Below are 18,308 nucleotides of genomic sequence, written 5' to 3' on the forward strand. Positions count from 1 at the left end.
CCCCCCCCCCCCCCCCCCCCCCCCCCCCCCCCCCCCCCCCCCCCCCCCCCCCCCCCCCCCCCCCCCCCCCCCCCACGCCCGTTGTCGTCGGCATCCCGGCTGCCCGCGCCGGCCAGCACCGCGCGCGGCAGCCCGCCTCCCCACCGGAAGGACTCCGTCCATGACCGTAGCGTCCGACCACACCCTCCAGCAGATCGATCCCCGCAGCCTCCTGCTGGACCGCAACCTGCGCCTCACGACCACGGCCGACCGCGACCTCGTCGCCTCCGTCAAGGACCACGGGATCCTCATCCCGATCATCGCCGTCCAGGCCACCGACGGAATTCGGGTCCGCCACGGCCACCGCCGCACCCTCGCAGCCATCGACGCCGGTCTGCCCACCGTGCCCGTCGTCGTCATCGGCGAGGACACCGACACCAACAAGACCCAGATCAGCCGGCTCCTCGCCCAGTGGGCCGAGAACGAACACCGCGCCGGCCTCACCGACGCCGACAAGATCACTGCCGTGGAGCAGCTCGCCGCCTTCGGCCTGTCCCCGGCCTCCATCGCCCGACGTACCCGCAGCCCCCGCGATCGCATCACCGCCGCGCTGACCGTGGCAGCCTCCCCTGCAGCCCGCGGCGCCACCGACGAGCACCACCTCGACCTCACCCAGGCAGCCACCCTGGCCGAGTTCGACCAGGACCCCGACGCGGTCAAAGCCCTACTCGACGCTGCCCGTACCGGCGGCTTCGACCACACCGCCCAGCGCCTGCGTGACGACCTCGCCGAGCGCGCCGCCCGCGACCATGCCGCCCAAGCCCTCCGAGACAGCGGCGTGGCGGTCATCGACCACCCCACCACCGACAATCCGGCGCTGCCGCTCACCCAGCTCGCCCACGACGGCACCCCACTCACCGCCGAGTCCCACCGCACCTGCCCTGGACACGCCGCCTACCTCGTCCCGACCTACCGCCACCACGACGACATTGAGAACGCCAGGAGCCACATCCCCATCTATGTCTGCACCCACCCCACCACCCACGGCCACACCGACCGTTTCGCCGCCCGCAGCAACACCACCGGCGGCGCCGACCCGTCAGGAGCCCTCGCCCGAGCCGAACGCGCCACCGTCATCGAAAGCAACAAGGCGTGGCGCGCGGCGACCACCGTACGCCGCGCCTGGCTGCGCACATTCCTCGCCCGCCGCACCCCACCCCCGGACACCGCGCGCTTCGTCGCCGCCCGCCTCGCTGCCGGCGGCCCCGAGCTGTCTCGCGCCCTCGACCGGCACCACCCCCTCGCCGCCAGCCTCCTCGGCGACCCCGACACACCCCTGGAACTGACCCAGCTCGCCTCAATGATCGAGTCGGCGGCCGAACCCCGCGCGCAGGTTCTCGCTCTGGGACTCATCCTCGCCGCCTACGAGGACACCTTCGGCGTGCACATCTGGCGCTCCCCCACCCCGACCGCCCGCCGCTACCTCGCCGCACTCGAACAGTGGGGCTACCCCCTCGCCGACATTGAACGGGCCGTCGCCCACCCCGCCTCCACCTCGCCGACGCCGCCCGTCGAAACACCCTCCGCGGACCCCGCCAGCGCCAGCACCCCCGCACCCGCCGCGCCAGCCGAGACCACCATCCCGCCGGCAGCACCCACTGCCGACGCCACCCCGCCCGACGAATCCTGACCCCCCGTCAGCGCCACGGACCGCCGGCCGTCGGACGGTCCGGTCCGTGGCGCGCCGACATCCGCGCCACGCAACAGCAACCCTGCCCCAGTTCCACCGTCTCTGTTCGCCCGCCTGCCCAGGCGGCGGCCTCGTCTCCTGGGCAGGCGAGAACCCCACCTCATCTCTTCTGCCATCGACCTGTGAGGAAGCACCCATGGCCGGCACTGAACGTACGAGAGACACGATCGCAACGTTGCTCGCTCGGGACACTGCCTACGACCAGGACCCTGCGGGCGATCCCCCGATCACCGTGGTCATGTACCGCGCGGCCATCCGCAGCGTCCTGGCCATCCACCCGGCTGAGCCGGGCCCGATGGCCACTTCCTGGTCTCTGCGGGAACAAGACGTCTTCGGGGCCGGCAGCCGGGCCACGCTACGCGCTGTCATCGACGCTCTGGCCGACGCTCTCAACGGCCCGACCGTCGACGTGACGCCGGCCAGCGAGACCCCGACCTGACGGCGCAGACGGCCGTGTCACCGCCCCGACCGCGGTGCCCCTGCGGCTGTCCGTGATGGCACGGGCCGGTCCATAACTGTGAGAGGACTTCGCATGCCCGCCCCCGTCATCGCCCCCTCCCAACGCAGCGCCTCCGCCCGTAGCCGGCTCCTGACCACCGCCCAGGCCGCTGCGCTTACCACAGCCACCACTGTCCGCGATGCACGCCAGGCGCTCGCCGGCTCCTCCTGGGCCGTTCTCGCCGCCGAGGCCGCCGCGCGAGGCCTCGACGTCGCCGACGCAACCCCCGCCGCAGACCTCATCGCCACCATCGCCCGCGACGCCATCGCCCGCTCCCGAGGCCTGATCGATCTGGACGACGACGCCCAGCTACGCCACGTCGCAGAGGACTATGCCGCGCTGGTCCGTACCCACTCCCAGGCACTCGCCAGGGTCCGCGCCCAGCGGAGGGCCGCGCGGAACACAGAAGACGCTGTCGGCGCGCTGCGCAACGCCGAAGCCGCCCGTGACAGCTTCGCTGTCGACGTCCTTGACCGCACCCGACACGTCGCGGACCTGCGACGGTGGAACGCGCTGCAGAAAGCGATCGAGGAACGCCACGGATACGGCATTCCGCCGCTACCCGCCCGCATCCCACGCCACTCTGACGCCCACGATCAGGCCGCGCCAAGCACGTCAGAAGGCGCCGACGCAGCCCACACCCATGGCCGAGGCTGCGCCGCCGACCAGATCAGCAGCAGCGCCGGGGCCGCATCCCACCGACGCCGCGGCATCCAACCGCCGACACTCGAAGTGGCCGCACCAGTCCCTGACGTCCCCGGCCCGCAAGACGCGGTGCAGCATTCGTCCCGATCTTCGCTCATGGCGCTGCCCGGCCCACATCGCCTCGATTCTCCAACTGTCAGGACCACCGCCGGCGGCGCCAGGGCGCCACACCTGAGCAGATCCCCCGTCGATAGCCCACCGCGGCGCCCGCGCGACCACACCGACAGGCCTCTCCGCCCCGCCGACCTACGGCGCATCGCCGGCGGCGACGGCCAAGTGCGCACCCCGCACGGCCCCGGCCTTCTACTGGACATCGCCGGCCCCGGCGGCCGGGTGTTCGTCGCCATCCGTAACAACCTCGACGACGGCTCCCAGTTCACGGTCCTGGCCTTGCATCCCAGCCACCTGCGCCGCCCAACCCCTGAGGACCACGACCCCGCCGTGGCCACGGTCAACAACACCCTTGCCGCGGCCCGGCGGCAAGAGGAGGCCGATCGACAGACGGCCGCCGCAGCCGACCGCGACGCCCGCCGCGTGCGCATGTCCGCGGCCTCCGGACGGCCCGTGTCACCGCAGGAAGTCCTCCGCCGCGAGCGGGCAGCCCAGCCCCTGCCCGACGCGGCACGCGACGCCTTCCAGGAGACCCGCCAGCGGATCCTGCGCGACCTCGACGATGCCGAGCGCCGCGGGCAGCTCGACACGTCCACCGTCGCCGCCATCGAGAACGCCGGCGGACGGTCCGCCTACGCCACCCAGCAGGCCCACGCCGACGTCGCCGCCCAATACCGTCTCGGCTCCTCGCCCACGGCCCGGTTCGACGGCACCCGCAATCGTCGTCAGTAACCACACCGGCGCCACTCGCACCTTTTGCCGCCCTACCCCAGCCACCAGGTGTCTCCACAGCCAGACTGCTTTCCGATCCCGCGGCCCTCGCAGGTCCCCAGTCGCGCAATGTGTTGACTTCACAGTCTGTTCTTTCCTCCCGGCACGAGGATCATGCTCCGGCCGTGTGCCCGCATCAACCAACCGGCTCATCCGCCCGCCACACAGATCCTCCACGGCGCGGGAAACAGCGGAGCCGGCTTCGCCGGCGCTGTTTCCTCATCCCGCGCCGTGCAGCATCTTGGCCGGCCGGGCCGGCAGGCTGACCCGGTCCCCCGTCCGGCGCCTTCTCTGCACCATCGGGAGGAAAACCAGACCAGGGTCACACAGACCCGCCCTTCCCGGCTCGGCAAGGAGGACATGATGATTGGAATGCTCAACTTCACCCTGACTGCTTTTGTGGAAAAGCCACCGCACATTGCCCCGACGAAAAACCAGTCCAGCCTCTGGGCCAGCATTCCTATCTGCCTCCGCCTTCCCAACGTCATCGAGGGCGACACTGTGCATCCCGGGCGACTCCACTACGCCCAGGTGAAGGCATTCGGAGTTCTCGCGACCCGCGTCCAGGATGAATCCCTGAACGTCGGCGACTGGATCACCGTCACCGTCCGCGACGTTCAGGCCCGCGGATACCTCAACAAGCAGAACCAGCCGCGCGGCAGCATCGACTACATCGCCGCCGCCATCGACTTCCGCCCCTCCCGCGAGCACATCGCAGCGGCCACCGCCACCGCCTGACCGCCGCCCGGGCCGTGCCCGCGCCCACCGGGGCGGGCACGGCCTGACCTGCGGCGGGGAACATTCCCGGGTCGCTCGCCGGGAACGTTCCCCGCCCACAACCTCTACCACCCTGCGCCCCACAACCGCTACCCACCCTGGGAACCTGAGCAGCAGGCCGGAACCCACACACCACCCGTGACCTTCCCCAGGAGGGGAATTTCTGTGCCACCAGCGCACATCCCACCGACGCCGCCCAGCGACGCCGATATCCGGCGGCTCGAAGCACACGTGGACGCTGCCCGCGTGGCGTTCTACACGGCCCGCGCCCCTTACTTAGATGCACTTACCAGGCTGATGGGCGGGAAGATTCGTCGCCGGCTCCCCACAGCCGTAAGAGTCCGCGTCGAGAAGGACGAGGACGGCTGGTGCGTTACGCAGGTGGACGGGCCCGACGGCATCGTGCTCGCAGACCTCTACAACCAAGCATCCAGTGCCATCTTCGAGGATCTCCTCGACGATGGCGTGGACGGCGACGTGCACGCCATCGCCCAGCTTGCACCGGCGCGGCTACGCAGCAATCACTTCGTCGAACTGCCGTAGGCCAACACAGGCCGCCAGCGACGCCCACACATCACCCCCAGGCCCGCCGCACCGGCGGGCCGTTCCCCCATCTGGCGCATCACCGCGGCGTCCGGGCTGTCAGCGACACCGGGCCCACCGGCGAAGCTCAGCGTCGAGACGCCGCCCCCCGCCCCCACTGCTACTGGGCCATGTGCGGCCTTTGACCTGCGGCGGGGAACGCTCCCGGGTCGTTCGGCGGGAACATCCGCCGACGCCCAGAAGCCCCGGCTGCCCACAGACCTCTCCCAGATCACTCCATCGCCGCCCCCGGCCCCGGCACCACCGATCTCGGCCCGGAACTCTGACAGCACGCCCGTCTGCGGCCCAGATTCGAGCCCCATCGACCCGCCGATCCAGGTCCTCGGCATCCCGCACCCCCGTCAACATGCCGACCCTCTGCCTGGCCGTCTACCTACCGGGCAGCCGTCACATAGGCCTCGAAGTGCCGATGGGCGCGGCGCACCCCTGACTGCCGCCGCGGTTCACCCGCGGCCCACCAGCCCGTCAGCCCGCGCCGGCAGCAGGAACCTCGCGGCGCCCGGCCGACGGCCGCTAGCTCGGTGGGGGTCCGGCCGTCAGCACCTCAAGCCGCTTCCGTCAGCCCACCAGGTTCTTAATCGTTCGGAGCACGCCAAACCACTTATCTGATCTTGATGCGCGAATGATCACTCGGCTGCTACCCATCCGACCACCCGCACCCCGAGACGGCTACGAGGGCAACCAGCACCTAGACCCGAACTTTGCGAAACCACCGCCACAAGATCACAACCATACGAACCCACCGATGACACTCTCGCGCACGAAATCGCGAAGGCACATATGAAGGTCCTGCCCTCCGGGCAGGACCTTCCAGGCACGTCTCGCCCGAACGTTGCCGCTCGACGGGGCCGTGACCGAACCTCACCACCGTCGGACCCGACTTCGCCCGATGTCGGCACCGGGACGAACACCACACCACTTACCACAACGCCACAAGTACTGCCAACCGGGACCTGACTAAAACCGCCGCCTGCAACGCACGAATCAAAGATCAGATCAGACAGTGCGGAGCATCGCGGCGGCACCAACGGCGACCGGCACCACAATGAGCACGGCGAGGCCAATCAAACCAGCCCACGTATCCGCGAAGGCGGCGGCCACCGCGAACAGCACCAGCCATAGGCCGACCAGAGCGACCACTCCTCGACGGGTGGGGCGGACTCGCGGCCGAAACACCGTGGCCACGTCGTAAGCTATGCGTTCGAGCATCTTCACACACTCCCCAATTCGCTAAGCGCGACCCTCCGGAACACGATAGCCCCACAACCCTATTTCGGCAACCCATTACATTCAGCAAAAACGGCCGGCCGACCAACCGATCCCGCGAGCCCGCTAGACTATCTACGTAGCAATCCCCACCCGGCACAGCCAATCCCACTGTCTGTGCAGCGTGAATGGCAAGGTCGTTCGCCATGTCTCAACATGTCCATAGTAGCCATCGGAATAGCGACTAGATGTGACGTGCTGTAAGGCGGCTATTTCATGCCATCTACGCCCCAGGTCCAGTAGGTAAGTACCGCCTCGACGTCGTCATTTCACCCTGCCCGGATGACCATCCCAGAATGTCACCCCTCGACACTGGGAAGTCTTCTTCCCCGATACTTCCCTCCTGCCACGGCCATCACGTGATCCTCAGAGCCGCTCTACCCATTCGCACGATTCACGATCCCAGGTATCGGGGCTTCGACCTCAAGGTGCACGCCAGCACAATCTGACCAGCCAGGATTGTAGCGAAGCCCTCCGCCTTGCTTCGACGTGTCGCCGGAGGGGTTATTTCCGTGGCCCGACCCGGGAATCCAGGATAATGTCGACAGATAAAGGGTCATTTTCGTGCCGTGAAGTTGGATATTGCAGGTCGTCCAGCGACGGATTGGGTCGACGTGCAGCGATGGGATACCAGGGGCGGCCTGATGGCGGCCTGCGTCACTAGCAAAACGAGGATCCGGAACAGCGCGGCCCTATCGTGAAAGGCCACGCTTAGCCGATCGGAACACGCCAAAGGCAGCCCACTCATTCGAGAGGTTGCTTGCCGATACAGGATGTCGACACCTTAGGATACTTCTTGGTAGCGAGGATTCGGGGGTCTTCTCGGTCACTTTGGCGAATGCCGAACAGGGTTGAAGGCAGGGCAGGAATCGCTGCGCTCGACACCGTCGATGTCGTTGCGATCTTCGCTGGGCGCGGATGCCCGGCGCTGCAAGCGGACGCTTACGGGCTCGCAGCGACCCGGGGGTTGCGATCCTCGCCGGCCGCGGATGCCCGGCGCTGCTGGCCCTGGTCCACCGGCTGCCGCTCGGCGTTGGCAGGTTGCGATCCTCGCCGGGCGCGGGTGCCCGGCGCTGCCGGCAAATCTCGAGATCAAAGAACAGCCCGGTAAGTGGTTGCGATCCTCGCTGGGCGCGGATGCCCGGCGCTGCCTCGTACATGGACACGTCCGGTGTCCACCCGGAGTTGCGATCCTCGCCGGGCGCGGATGCCCGGCGCTGCACCGGATTCCCATCATCGACCCGAAGCGCATTTCGCTGTTGCGATCCTCGCCGGACGCGGATGCCCGGCGCTGCCGCCGAGGAAACGCCAAGAAAACGGCCAACCGCCGATGTTGCGATCCTCGCCGGGCGCGGATGCCCGGCGCTGCAGTCGGCTACCGCGGTGGCTCGGCCCCGCGGACGGTTGCGATCCTCGCCGGGCGCGGATGCCCGGCGCTGCCGCTCCGGCGACCCACGCCGCAGGCACGAAGGTGACGTTGCGATCCTCGCCGGGCGCGGATGCCCGGCGCTGCCCGTATTTCTGCTACCTCACCGGTGCCGCGCGGCAGGGGTTGCGATCCTCGCCGGGCGCGGATGCCCGGCGCTGCTCCGACCGGCGCGCAGCCCGCCCGCACCCCGAGTGGTTGCGATCCTCGCCGGGTGCGGATGCCCGGCGCTGCCTGATGACGCCGGTCTCGACGTCCGTCCTGCTCAGCAGTTGCGATCCTCGCCGGGCGCGGATGCCCGGCGCTCCCGGGGCCAGCGACCAGCTCAAAGAGGAGATCCTCGGTTGCGATCCTCGCCGGGCGCGGATGCCCGGCGCTGCGTACGGCCGGCCGACCAGGGTGAGGTAGATCTTGTGGTTGCGATCCTCGCCGGGCGCGGATGCCCGGCGCTGCCGCACACGTCGACGTCGCACTGCACGTCGATCAGCTTGTTGCGATCCTCGCCGGGCGCGGATGCCCGGCGCTGCGATCGCCCCCACCGTTGACACCTCCGGCACCGCGGTGTTGCGATCCTCGCCGGGCGCGGATGCCCGGCGCTGCTGATCCGCTGGTAGCCGCGCCGTACCCGCCCCGACAGGTTGCGATCCTCGCCGGGCGCGGATGCCCGGCGCTGCTGCGCGGTCATTGTGTCGCTCCGTGATTTCCTCGACGAGGTTGCGATCCTCGCCGGGCGCGGATGCCCGGCGCTGCCGCCAGAGCTCGCTCGCACCCTTCACCCACACCAGTTGCGATCCTCGCCGGGCGCGGATGCCCGGCGCTGCCACCAGGGCGGCCGGGATGGCCGCCCACGGATTGACGTTGCGATCCTCGCCGGGCGCGGATGCCCGGCGCTGCTCTGAACGGGCGGGAAGTCACTCATGGGGCCTCGCAGTTGCGATCCTCGCCGGGCGCGGATGCCCGGCGCTGCCCGCGGCTGCCGTCGTGGGCCAGGGCGACGTCGCCGTTGCGATCCTCGCCGGGCGCGGATGCCCGGCGCTGCTCGACCTCCCATCACGATGAGGATCAATGACGCCCGTTGCGATCCTCGCCGGGCGCGGATGCCCGGCGCTGCGCGGATGCCCCGCCCGAGGACGATTTCGGTTGCGGGAAGTTGCGATCCTCGCCGGGCGCGGATGCCCGGCGCTGCCGGGTGGGGACGGTAATGCCCCGGGAGAGCCGGGCGGTTGCGATCCTCGCCGGGCGCGGATGCCCGGCGCTGCCGGTGCTGCTCGCCGAGTACGACAAGCTCAAGGCGGTTGCGATCCTCGCCGGGCGCGGATGCCCGGCGCTGCTCCTCCGCGAGGCCGTGCCCGGCGGCGAGGTTGGGTTGCGATCCTCGCCGGGCGCGGATGCCCGGCGCTGCACGGGCGAGATCGGCCCTCTCGGCAAGCTGATCATTCGGTTGCGATCCTCGCCGGGCGCGGATGCCCGGCGCTGCCGGGGCGACCCGCCGGCCGCTGCCCTTGGACATGGGCGGTTGCGATCCTCGCCGGGCGCGGATGCCCGGCGCTGCCGGGCCCGGCACGTTCGTGTTGGGCCCGGACATGACGTTGCGATCCTCGCCGGGCGCGGATGCCCGGCGCTGCTCGAAAAGGGAGAGCAGAAATGTCGAACAATGAGCGGTTGCGATCCTCGCCGGGCGCGGATGCCCGGCGCTGCCACGGACAGCGGTGGTAATCGCTGCAGCCACTGCGGGTTGCGATCCTCGCCGGGCGCGGAGGCCCGGCGCTGCCCTGTCCGACCAGGGGTTTTGCGAATGGGAGAGGTGCGCCTGTCCCCAATGTGGCAGCGTCCTGTACCGCTATATGCCGATTTCCGCTTCGGAAGGTATGGGGTTTGGCGGGGATGCTTGGGGTTCCGAGGTGGTCAGAGGATGTGGTCGTGGCGATGGGTGGGGTGGATGCCGGTGCCGAGGTGGTGGACGTGGTCGAGGGTGTTCTGAGGTAACTGGTAGATGCGGATGCTGTCGAGGGTGTCGTCGATGACCTGGCTGATCTGGTGTTCGAGGGTGACGCGTTGGGTGTCGGTGCAGACGATTTCGAAGACGGATTTCTGGACGCGGATGCCGTGCCCTTCGCAGATCTTCGCGACTCTGCGGAGTCGGCGGGTGCCGTCAGGGGTGGTGGTGTCGACGTCGTAGGTGACGAGGAGGTCCATCAGGCGGGGGTCCAGGGCTGGTAGTCGGGGATATCGCCGCGCAGGTAGCGGGCGAGGATGCGGGCTTGGAGCAGGGGCAGGGTCGCGGCGAGGGTGTCGTGGGCGAGCAGGGTGTGCGGCCAGGGACGGCTGCGGGCGTCGCTCCACAGAGCAAGGTAGGTTTTCCGGCCGGTGTCGGTGAGCTGGCAGGCGCCGCCGGGTTGGCTGTGGAAGTCGGCAGCGGTGAATTGGCGCTGGTTGAACGCGGTGAAGACAAGCCGGTCGACGAGCAGGGCGCGGAATTCTTCCATGAGGTCGAGGGCGAGGGCAGGCTTGCCGGGGCGGATGCCGTGGAGGTAGCCGATGTGGGGGTCAAGGCCGACGTGGTCGAGGGCGCCGTGGACGGCGACGCGGAGCAGGGCGTAGCCGAAGGACAGGGCGGCGTTGAGCGGATCGGTGGCGGGTCGACTGGTCCGTCCGGGGGGTGCGCTGATGGTGGCATTGCTGGTGAGCAGGTGTGACCAGGTGGCGATGTAGCGGCGGGCGGCGTGTCCTTCGACGCCCATCGCTTCGGGAATCGTCGCGGCGCCGCGCAGGGCGGTCAGGGACTCGGCGAGGTGTCCGGCGGTGTCGCGTAGGGCGGTTTGGCGTTCGCTGGTGGCGTCGCGGGCGGCGCGCAGCAGCAGTTGGCGGCTGTTCTGCAGTTTCCCGGCGATGAAGGCCTTGGCGAGGGTGAGGCGTTGGGTGTCGTCGCGGAGGTGGTCGTGCTGGGCGAGGCGCAGGTGGGGGTTGCCGCCGGCGGGGCCGTCGACGCGGGCGCGGAATCGACCGGTGCCGGCGAGCCAGGTGACGGAGCGGCGGTCCGTGGCGCAGCGCTGGAGAAGGTCGTCGGTGATGGTGACCCCGCCGAAGGCGACGATGTGGTCGATACGGATCAGGGGAAGCAGGCGGCGGCGCTGGTCGTCGTCGGGATGCCAGACCCGGACGGCGTCGCCGTCGAGGTGCAGGCTGGTTCCCGGGGTGGTGGCGTAGAGGGTGTTGAGCAGTTCAGCCATGCCAGTGTCCAGCGGGTCGTGGGGTGAACGGGTCGAGGGTGCGGCTGGCGGTGAGGGCGGGCAGGCAGTCGTCGGCCAGGGAGCATCGCCGGCAGCGGCGGTCCGGGACCGCCGTGGGCAGGCGGTTGCCGGCGAGGATGGTCCGCATCTGCGCGGCGGCGTGAAGGATGCGGTCGGTGAGCTGGTCGGTGAGCTCGACCCGGTGGCGTCGGCGGTCGGCGTGTGAGAAGACCTCGGCATAGGGGACGTCGAGGGTGAGCATCTCGCGCAGGCACAGCGCCTGGGCGCCGGCCTGGAGGTCCGCGGGCCCGTCGGGGAGGTAGCGGCCGACTTTGTGCTCGACGGGCACGGCGCTGCTGGCGGTGAACTCGACGACGTCGCAGATGCCGTACAGGCCGTGGCGGTCGCTCCACACCTGCATGCCGGTGATCTGCCGGACCCGGCTTCCCCTAGGCAGCGGGATCGCCGGGGAGGGGCTGTGCACGCGGGCGTGGGCGACGTCGCCGCGAGCGGTGTCGACGTTGTCGGTGAACACTCCGTCGAGGTGGATGAGCGCGGCCTGGCGGGGACAGTAAGCGTGGTGCTCCAACGCCGACAGCGGGAGCCGGCCAGCCTGGCTGTCCCCGTTGAGCCACGTCTGCGGGGTGTCGGTCATCCCAGGACGCGGGTGAGGGTCACACCGCCCGGCAGGTCGGTGCCGTCGACGTCGACCTTGTAGTCACCGAACGACCTGGGCACCCCGTCGATGATCCGGTGGGGGCGGATGCGGGCGGACAGGGTGTGCGCCGGGGCGGAGCCGAAGGCGTTATCGTGGCTGAACACGTACAGGCCGCGGGTGGCCATCTCGCCGCGGGTCGCGGACCGGTCGTGGTCGAACATGTTGACCAGGGTCCGCAGGAACAGGTCGAGGTCGTCGGCGGTCACGCCGGTCTGGCGACCCCGGGCCGCCGTGTAGTGGATCTCCGCCCGGTACAGGCCGTAGGGGACGGTCCACTTGCCGCCCATCTCCGTGCTCTCCCCCTTGTCGATGTCAGCCTGGGTGGTCTGGGTGACCCGGGTGATGGCGTGGTCGACGGGCAGGACCGGGTCGAGGGACCGGGCCATGCCGACCTGAATGGGACCCCGGATCTGTCCCAGCGAGGGAGTCCTTCCTGTGGACATGACCGCGCCGAAAAGACGGATGTCGAAGTAGCGTGCCGCCAGCCAGTTCCGTGCCGTATCCGCTTCCTCTCGCGTGGCGATCCGCTTCTTCTGCTCCTTGCCCTCTTTGCCTTCGAACTTGATGCCGTTCTCGGTGTAGGACTCCTCGAGGCGGGTATTCAGCGCATGCCCGGCCTCGACGAAGATCTGGTAGCGGGCGAGGTCGGCACCGGCGGCCTGCGCAGCCAGGGGCAGGGTGTCGCGGACCTTCCTTTTGATCGCGACGTCGGTCACGAGGCCGTGGCCGGTCTCGTCGTCGGTGCGGGGTCGGTTCCCGGCGTCCGGGTCGCCGTTGGGATTGCCGTCGGCGACGTCGAAGAGCAGGACCATGTCGTGCTTGTGCTCGGGGTCAAGGGTGAAGGTCGGCATGAGAACAACTCCTTGGTCGGAACGTGGATCTGCTATCGGTGTGATGGAGGACAAGGTCGGTCGCCGTCCAGGTACCGCGCTCGGCCGGCCGGCCGGACGATAGGGTGCGCCGGTCAGACGATCGAGTCGTCAGCGGCCGTGTCCGCGCTGGCCGGGGCTCCCGCCGGCGACGGAGTGGAAGTCTTCGCGGCGTTCGCGGCCATCCCGCGGCGGATCGAATCGGCCCGGTGATGGTGGTAGCCGAGAATGAACCGGGCCTGCTCGTCGAGCTGCGCCCGTCCAGGCAGCCCCGCCGCACCGTCGAGAAGATCAAACAGGTCGGACAGCTGGCGGCGCAGGTTCACGGCCACGCCGGGCTGGCCCCGGCCGATCTTCTTCAACCACGGCTGGGCCAGTTTCTGCCCCTCGATCAGCGCGATCGTCGGGTTGGCGATCGCCCCGGCGAGATGCCGGTCGGCGAAGGTGGCGTTGAGCCGGTCTTCCTTGCCTCGGCCGACGCGGGCGGCGTAGTACTGGATCGTCTCGAGCTGGGCGAAGATCCGCCCGGCGACGTAGGCGGGGTCGTGGCTGTCAGGGTCGAGACCGGGGCCGGGCACGAACAGGCTCCTTCCGTCGGTGGGATGGTGGCGGGCACGACGGACCAGCGCGAGGCGCAGCAGCGCCGCGCGGGGATCGTCGACGTGACCGTCGGTGCGGATCCGGGTCAGCAGGTGGGAGAACACCGCCGGCGGCAACGCCACGCCTTTGACTGCGGTCTGGAGCAGCTGGCGGCGCACCCCGTCGGGACGTTGAGCGTTCCTGGCCTCGAAGCGGGCGTACTCACCTGACTGCCCGTCACCGCCCCGGGTCGCGATCCAGCGGCCGGTGGCCAGTTCCAACCGCACCAGCGGCAGATAGCCGCCGCGGTCGTTGCTGATCCCGTGCATCTGATGGTCAGCGAACCAGGCGGTGAGGTTGGCCTCGAGGTCCGTCAGAGGCATATCGATCCAGTCCCGGATCATCACCCGGGAGGTGTTCCCGCTGATCGTCAGCGAGCAGAACCGATCCGGGTCCTCGACCGGCACCGCTCCAGCGCCATGGTGCACGCGGTTGACCATGTCGACGATCTGCTGCGGGTCCGGCTTCTCTACCGTGTGGTGCAGGTCGAAGTCGCGACCGATCGTCCACCACGTCATCCGGCTGTCCCCGCAAGCAAGCGCATGCGAGGAGTCGTCGAGGAGATATTCCAGATTCGCCACCGACCGCTGCGCGCAGCCCAGGCAGATCGGCACTACCGTCAGGTTCTTGGTGAAGTCGTAGGTGTGGATGGTCTTGTTTGCCGAGACCAGCGCGGCCCCGGACGGCTGGTTGCAGCCCGGGACCAGCCGCTGCGGCAGCTGCAGGGGGAACCGGTCGACGAGCACCCCGCTCTGCCCGCACACCAGGCAGATCCCCGACCGGCCGGCGCGATTCTTGGCTTGGCCGCCGGCCTTGCGTCGCTGGACCTCACGCGCCCAAAACGCCCGCAGCGTCGGCTCCTCCGTCACCCAGTGGCCATCCGCGCCGACAAGCAGGACCACGCTATCCGTCGACTTCCAGCTCTCCGGCTGGAGCACCGCGTGGTGGTGGCCGTCGGTGAAGAAACGGGCGCAAGCCTGCGCTACCGGATCGGCCGAAGCCGATGCCGCCCAGGCGGCGACCAGTGCGATGGATGCGGCGTGATAGCCCGCGAACTTTTCCGGCTCGGATTTATCGTCGGTCCAGCCGAGTACATACTTAATGCCGTCAGCGCCGAGGAGTGGAGAAAATCCCGACGACCGAGCCAGGTAGGGCGCCGGGCCAGGTTGACCGAACTTGGCCTGCCGATCGGCCGGATTCGCCAGATCGATCAGATGGGGAGACCTCAGCCGGCCATCCGGGGTGATTCGCAGCCCCCAGCGCATCGGCCGTTCTCGGAAGAACGGTGGAAGGGCCGCATCCTCAAATCCGGGAATCGACGGGGGCTCGTAGGCGACGAGGCGTTGCAGCAGCATCAGGCCACCACCGTCGCGGAACCATCCCGCACGCCCGCGCGCGGGATGTGCACGACACCGGACGCCAACCGAGCATCGAAGAATTCGGACACGGGCGGCGAGCCGTGATGGATCCGCAGCAACATGCGCCCGAGGTCCTCTGTCACGTCGATCGGCGGGGTCTCATCCGGCGGGCCGAAGTACGCGGGGAACTCGCGGGTGCCCATGCTCGGCTGCTGAAAGCAGGACCCACGGGCTACCCGGCGGCGGAACTGATCGCGGTAGGCCGCCGTCGGCTTCGTCGCATGCGCCGCCAGCTCCACCTGGGCATGGATCCGGTATGCCACCTCCTTCAGACACACCGCGTTGCGCTGATCCCGATGCCCGACGGTATCCACTCGCCGCAGACCGCCGGCCGCGTCCGCCAACGACGGAAGATCATGGGTCTCGTTGCGTCGCAACGTGAACTGGTTGATGGGCTTCAGCACCTCGATCTTGACCGGTACCCAGTGGAACTCCGGCTTCCAGAAGATCGACTCCAGGATCCCGACCGCCGCCGTCGGCGTCAGCACCGGGTAGGTCACCCGTTCCACCCGAAGCTCCGGGCGGGTGAACAACCCGCCCTCGGCCCAAACCTGCACCACCACCGGCGGATCCGCCGACGATGACCGAGCCACCATCACTGCCCACATCCTTCCGTCTCGAAAGAGAAATTCTCGACCGGGCCCGCAAGCAGAAATGCACAGCATGACACATTCCACAGAACGGATCAAACTCTGATTTTGGGCACTACACAGAAACGCATGGCAACGACATGCGTATGCGCTCTACTTTTACTCTCCGAGCAGGACGATTGCCTATCCGGTGGATGCGCCGAAAGAGTCAGCAGCCATACTTCGCCTCACCTCTGCTACGCGGGCCATCTCAACTACTTCCGCCCACGTGAACGAATGAGAGTTATCCTCGACCTTCGAGATCGGGGATTCTACGTGCCCGTGCCACGGCACTCAGCCGTTCGGATCCTCGACAGCATGATCACCGGCTGTCGCACGACGAGGTCATCCCGTCGAAGCCATTCTTACACAGCCCACCACCGACCCCACGCCCACCCCCTCGAAGAGTGCCCATGAAGAAGGCACACAGCCGAACACCGAGGCACACAGGCAACCCGTTTCCCGATCTCCGCACCTTTGGCAGATGCTGCTCTCAAGCAAGGAAGTCGGCGCCGGACGGGGTAAGGACAAGACCAGCCTCGTCATACTCTCCGAGCCATTCGACCAGGTCACCGACGACGGGACGGCACAGAGCGGCGACGTCGGAACGCAGACGTGTCCGCCGCTGGATCATGACCTGGTAGGGCTGCAACCGGCGGAACACCGACGGGTCCGGCTTCGGGTTCGTACGCAGCTCGGCGAGCAGAGCCTGAACCAGTTCTGCGGCCGGCTTGTAGAGAACCGCGACGGGCACCGTGTCCTCGTCGATCATCCGGAAGGCGAGGGACCGATCCCGCTCCCCGTCCTGCCCGACGTTGCGCAGCGGGCCGTCGGTGACGGCCCGGAAGTCGAGCCCCGCCCGGTTGCTCTGCACCGCCGCCCCACGACTCTTCGCGCCGCGCACGATCGGCCCGGCGAAGTAGCCGGTGTAGTAGCCACGGAGCGCATCGAGATCGTCCGGATCGGCAAGGCCCGGACCGACGTGCTCCCGGGTCAGACCGATCGGCAACCGGTACGACGGCGGCATCCCTCCCCCGTCCGGGTCGAACACGACCACCAGGCCGCCTTCACGGCCGAGGTGGCCTTCCCGGTTCGCCCGTCCCGCCGCCTGCTGCAACGCGTCCGCCGGGGCCATCCCCCGGAATACCACCGGGAAATCAAGATCCACACCGGCTTCGATGAGCTGCGTGCTGACCAGCCGCACCGGCTCGCCCGCCCCGAGCCGCTCCTTCACCTCGGCGAGGATCTGCTGGCGGTGCGCCGGGCACATGACGCTCGACAGGTGCAGCACCGGCGTCCCCGCCGGCACCCGATCGGCAACCAGATCCCGCAACCGGCGGGCGTCCGCGACCGTGTTCACCACCGTCAACGACCGATCCGACCCGGCCCGCACCGGATCAGCGACCCGGTCGGCGACCTGCTCCCACGTCGGCCGCGGCTGCACCCACCACTCGTACCGCACCCGGCGCAGCTCCTTGTACAGCCGCTCCGGATCCTCGATCACCTCAACCGGACGGACATCCTTCAACGGATTCAACGTCCACAGCTCCGGCTGCGTCGCCGACGCCAGCAACACCGTGGTCCCGAACCGAGCCGTCAGCAGCCGCAGCATGTCCATGATCGGAACCAGCAGCGGCGCAGGCAACGCCTGCACCTCATCGAGGACGATCACCGCGTTCGCGAGCCGGTGCACCTTGCGCATCGCCGACGGCGACCGCCCGAACAACGACTCGAACAACTGCACCGTCGTCGTCACCACGAACGGCGCATCCCAGTTCTCCGCCGCCAACCGCGCCCACCGCCGCCGCGGCGACCCGTCGTCCACCACGACCTGTGAATGGTGCTCCAGCACCACCGGATCACCCTCGCCCGGACCGTTCGGGTCCAACAGCCCCCGAAACACCGCCGCGTTCTGCTCGGTGATCGTGATGAAGGGCACCGCGACGATCACCCGGGCCTTCCCCTGTTCCAACGCGTGCCGGATCCCGAACGCCGCTGCCGCCATCGTCTTGCCCGACCCCGTCGGCGCCGGCAGACGGTAAAACCCGGAACCGCCTGCCGCGGACCGCACACACGCGTCGAACACCTCGTCCCGCCACCGGTCCACCGTCGACCGCCGCCGCCCGGCCAGCATGCTGCGACGCCGCCGCAGCAACCGATCCAACAACATCGCCATGTCCGCCGGTGCCCCCACCCGGGGTCGGCCCCCCGCCCGATGCGCCGCCGTATCCAACCCGTCCGAATCCACCAGCGCCGAGTACAGAAAACGGACCAGCACTTCCTGGTCCACCGTCCGGTCGAACCCGGCCGGCAACGGCACCGGCGGACCGCCGAACAGCTCCGGCAGCAGCGGACGCAACGCCGTCTCCGCCTCTACCCACCCCCGCCGAACATCCTCCGGCTGCGCCCCAACCGTGTTCTTCACATACGCGCGGCTGGTAAGCCCGCCGTGATGGCCATGCAACACCAACCCCAGCAGACCAGGCAGATCAGCACCACGGCGCTGCGCGAGTTGTACCGCCAGCGACTTGTGATCCCAGCCCACCCGGCCGCCCGTCACCTCCGCCCGCAGCAGACCCTCCTGCCAGGAACACGACCCTTTCCCTGCATCGTGACCCAAACCCAGGAACCGGCCCGCCGGCCCAGCCCCGAACACCCCCGCGAACCCCTCCGCCAGCGCAGCCGTCCCCTCAAGATGATCAGCAAGCCGATGGCGAACCCCCGACCCGTTCGCGCTATGCGCCCACACCACGCTCCCCCTTCCCGCGGCCCCCGTCGGCCACCTCACGCGAGCCGCCACCGGACCGCCCCGCCGACCGGATTCAACCCCTCGGGTCCGACAAAAAACGCCGCCGCACCCACACGACCGTCCGCATGACAAACTCGAACCCGTCCCTCACCCTCACTTCGGAACCCCA

General features: G+C 69.2%; 13 protein-coding genes and 1 CRISPR repeat array. Of the genes, 5 read left to right on the forward strand and 8 right to left on the reverse strand.

Features of this window, described 5'->3' with window-relative positions; all coding sequences use genetic code 11:
* Positions 1–160: 160 nt before the first annotated feature.
* From ND748_RS10425 to ND748_RS10445, 5 genes are all read left to right on the forward strand, one after another.
* Positions 161–1,669, forward strand: a complete 1,509-nt coding sequence (locus ND748_RS10425; RefSeq protein ID WP_251745474.1) for a ParB N-terminal domain-containing protein — start codon at positions 161–163, stop codon at positions 1,667–1,669.
* A 196-nt stretch (positions 1,670–1,865) separates the two neighbouring features.
* Entirely contained in the window at positions 1,866–2,168 is a 303-nt protein-coding gene (locus tag ND748_RS10430; RefSeq protein ID WP_251745475.1) for a hypothetical protein, read from the forward strand.
* 93 nt (positions 2,169–2,261) lie between these two features.
* A complete protein-coding gene (locus ND748_RS33970) occupies positions 2,262–3,776 on the forward strand; it encodes a hypothetical protein (RefSeq protein WP_285901903.1) in 1,515 nt (504 codons plus the stop codon).
* Positions 3,777–4,178: 402 nt separating this feature from the next.
* Positions 4,179–4,553, forward strand: coding sequence for a hypothetical protein (locus tag ND748_RS10440; RefSeq protein ID WP_251745476.1), 375 nt, complete (start codon positions 4,179–4,181; stop codon positions 4,551–4,553).
* A 204-nt stretch (positions 4,554–4,757) separates the two neighbouring features.
* Positions 4,758–5,135 (forward strand): hypothetical protein, encoded by a 378-nt coding sequence (locus tag ND748_RS10445; protein WP_251745477.1) that lies wholly within the window; start codon positions 4,758–4,760, stop codon positions 5,133–5,135.
* 1,056 nt (positions 5,136–6,191) lie between these two features.
* Here the strand turns inward: ND748_RS10445 and ND748_RS10450 are convergent.
* From ND748_RS10450 to cas3, 8 genes are all read right to left on the reverse strand, one after another.
* Positions 6,192–6,410 carry a hypothetical protein gene (locus ND748_RS10450; protein WP_251745478.1) on the reverse strand — a complete coding sequence of 73 codons (219 nt, stop codon included), beginning with the start codon at positions 6,408–6,410 and terminating at the stop codon, positions 6,192–6,194.
* A gap of 946 nt (positions 6,411–7,356) precedes the next feature.
* A CRISPR array of direct repeats spans positions 7,357–9,658; the repeat unit is 37 nt; unit sequence GTTGCGATCCTCGCCGGGCGCGGATGCCCGGCGCTGC.
* A gap of 134 nt (positions 9,659–9,792) precedes the next feature.
* Positions 9,793–10,083, reverse strand: coding sequence for a CRISPR-associated endonuclease Cas2 (cas2, locus tag ND748_RS10455; RefSeq protein WP_251745479.1), 291 nt, complete (start codon positions 10,081–10,083; stop codon positions 9,793–9,795).
* Positions 10,083–11,117, reverse strand: coding sequence for a type I-C CRISPR-associated endonuclease Cas1c (cas1c, locus tag ND748_RS10460; protein WP_251745480.1), 1,035 nt, complete (start codon positions 11,115–11,117; stop codon positions 10,083–10,085). Before cas1c ends, cas2 begins: the two co-directional genes overlap by 1 nt.
* Positions 11,110–11,772 carry a CRISPR-associated protein Cas4 gene (gene cas4, locus ND748_RS10465; RefSeq protein ID WP_251745481.1) on the reverse strand — a complete coding sequence of 221 codons (663 nt, stop codon included), beginning with the start codon at positions 11,770–11,772 and terminating at the stop codon, positions 11,110–11,112. The genes cas1c and cas4 overlap by 8 nt, the downstream gene beginning before the upstream one ends.
* Positions 11,769–12,686 carry a type I-C CRISPR-associated protein Cas7/Csd2 gene (gene cas7c, locus ND748_RS10470; protein WP_251745482.1) on the reverse strand — a complete coding sequence of 306 codons (918 nt, stop codon included), beginning with the start codon at positions 12,684–12,686 and terminating at the stop codon, positions 11,769–11,771. Before cas7c ends, cas4 begins: the two co-directional genes overlap by 4 nt.
* A 113-nt stretch (positions 12,687–12,799) precedes the next feature.
* Complete coding sequence (locus tag ND748_RS10475; protein ID WP_251745483.1) at positions 12,800–14,698, reverse strand: type I-C CRISPR-associated protein Cas8c/Csd1; 1,899 nt, start codon at positions 14,696–14,698, stop codon at positions 12,800–12,802.
* Positions 14,698–15,357, reverse strand: coding sequence for a type I-C CRISPR-associated protein Cas5c (gene cas5c, locus ND748_RS10480; protein ID WP_285901904.1), 660 nt, complete (start codon positions 15,355–15,357; stop codon positions 14,698–14,700). The genes ND748_RS10475 and cas5c overlap by 1 nt, the downstream gene beginning before the upstream one ends.
* Before the next feature lie 526 nt (positions 15,358–15,883).
* Complete coding sequence (gene cas3 / locus ND748_RS10485) at positions 15,884–18,190, reverse strand: CRISPR-associated helicase Cas3' (protein WP_308205617.1); 2,307 nt, start codon at positions 18,188–18,190, stop codon at positions 15,884–15,886.
* Positions 18,191–18,308 lie beyond the last annotated feature (118 nt).

Source organism: Frankia sp. AiPs1, from assembly GCF_023716945.1.
GTDB lineage: Bacteria > Actinomycetota > Actinomycetes > Frankiales > Frankiaceae > Frankia.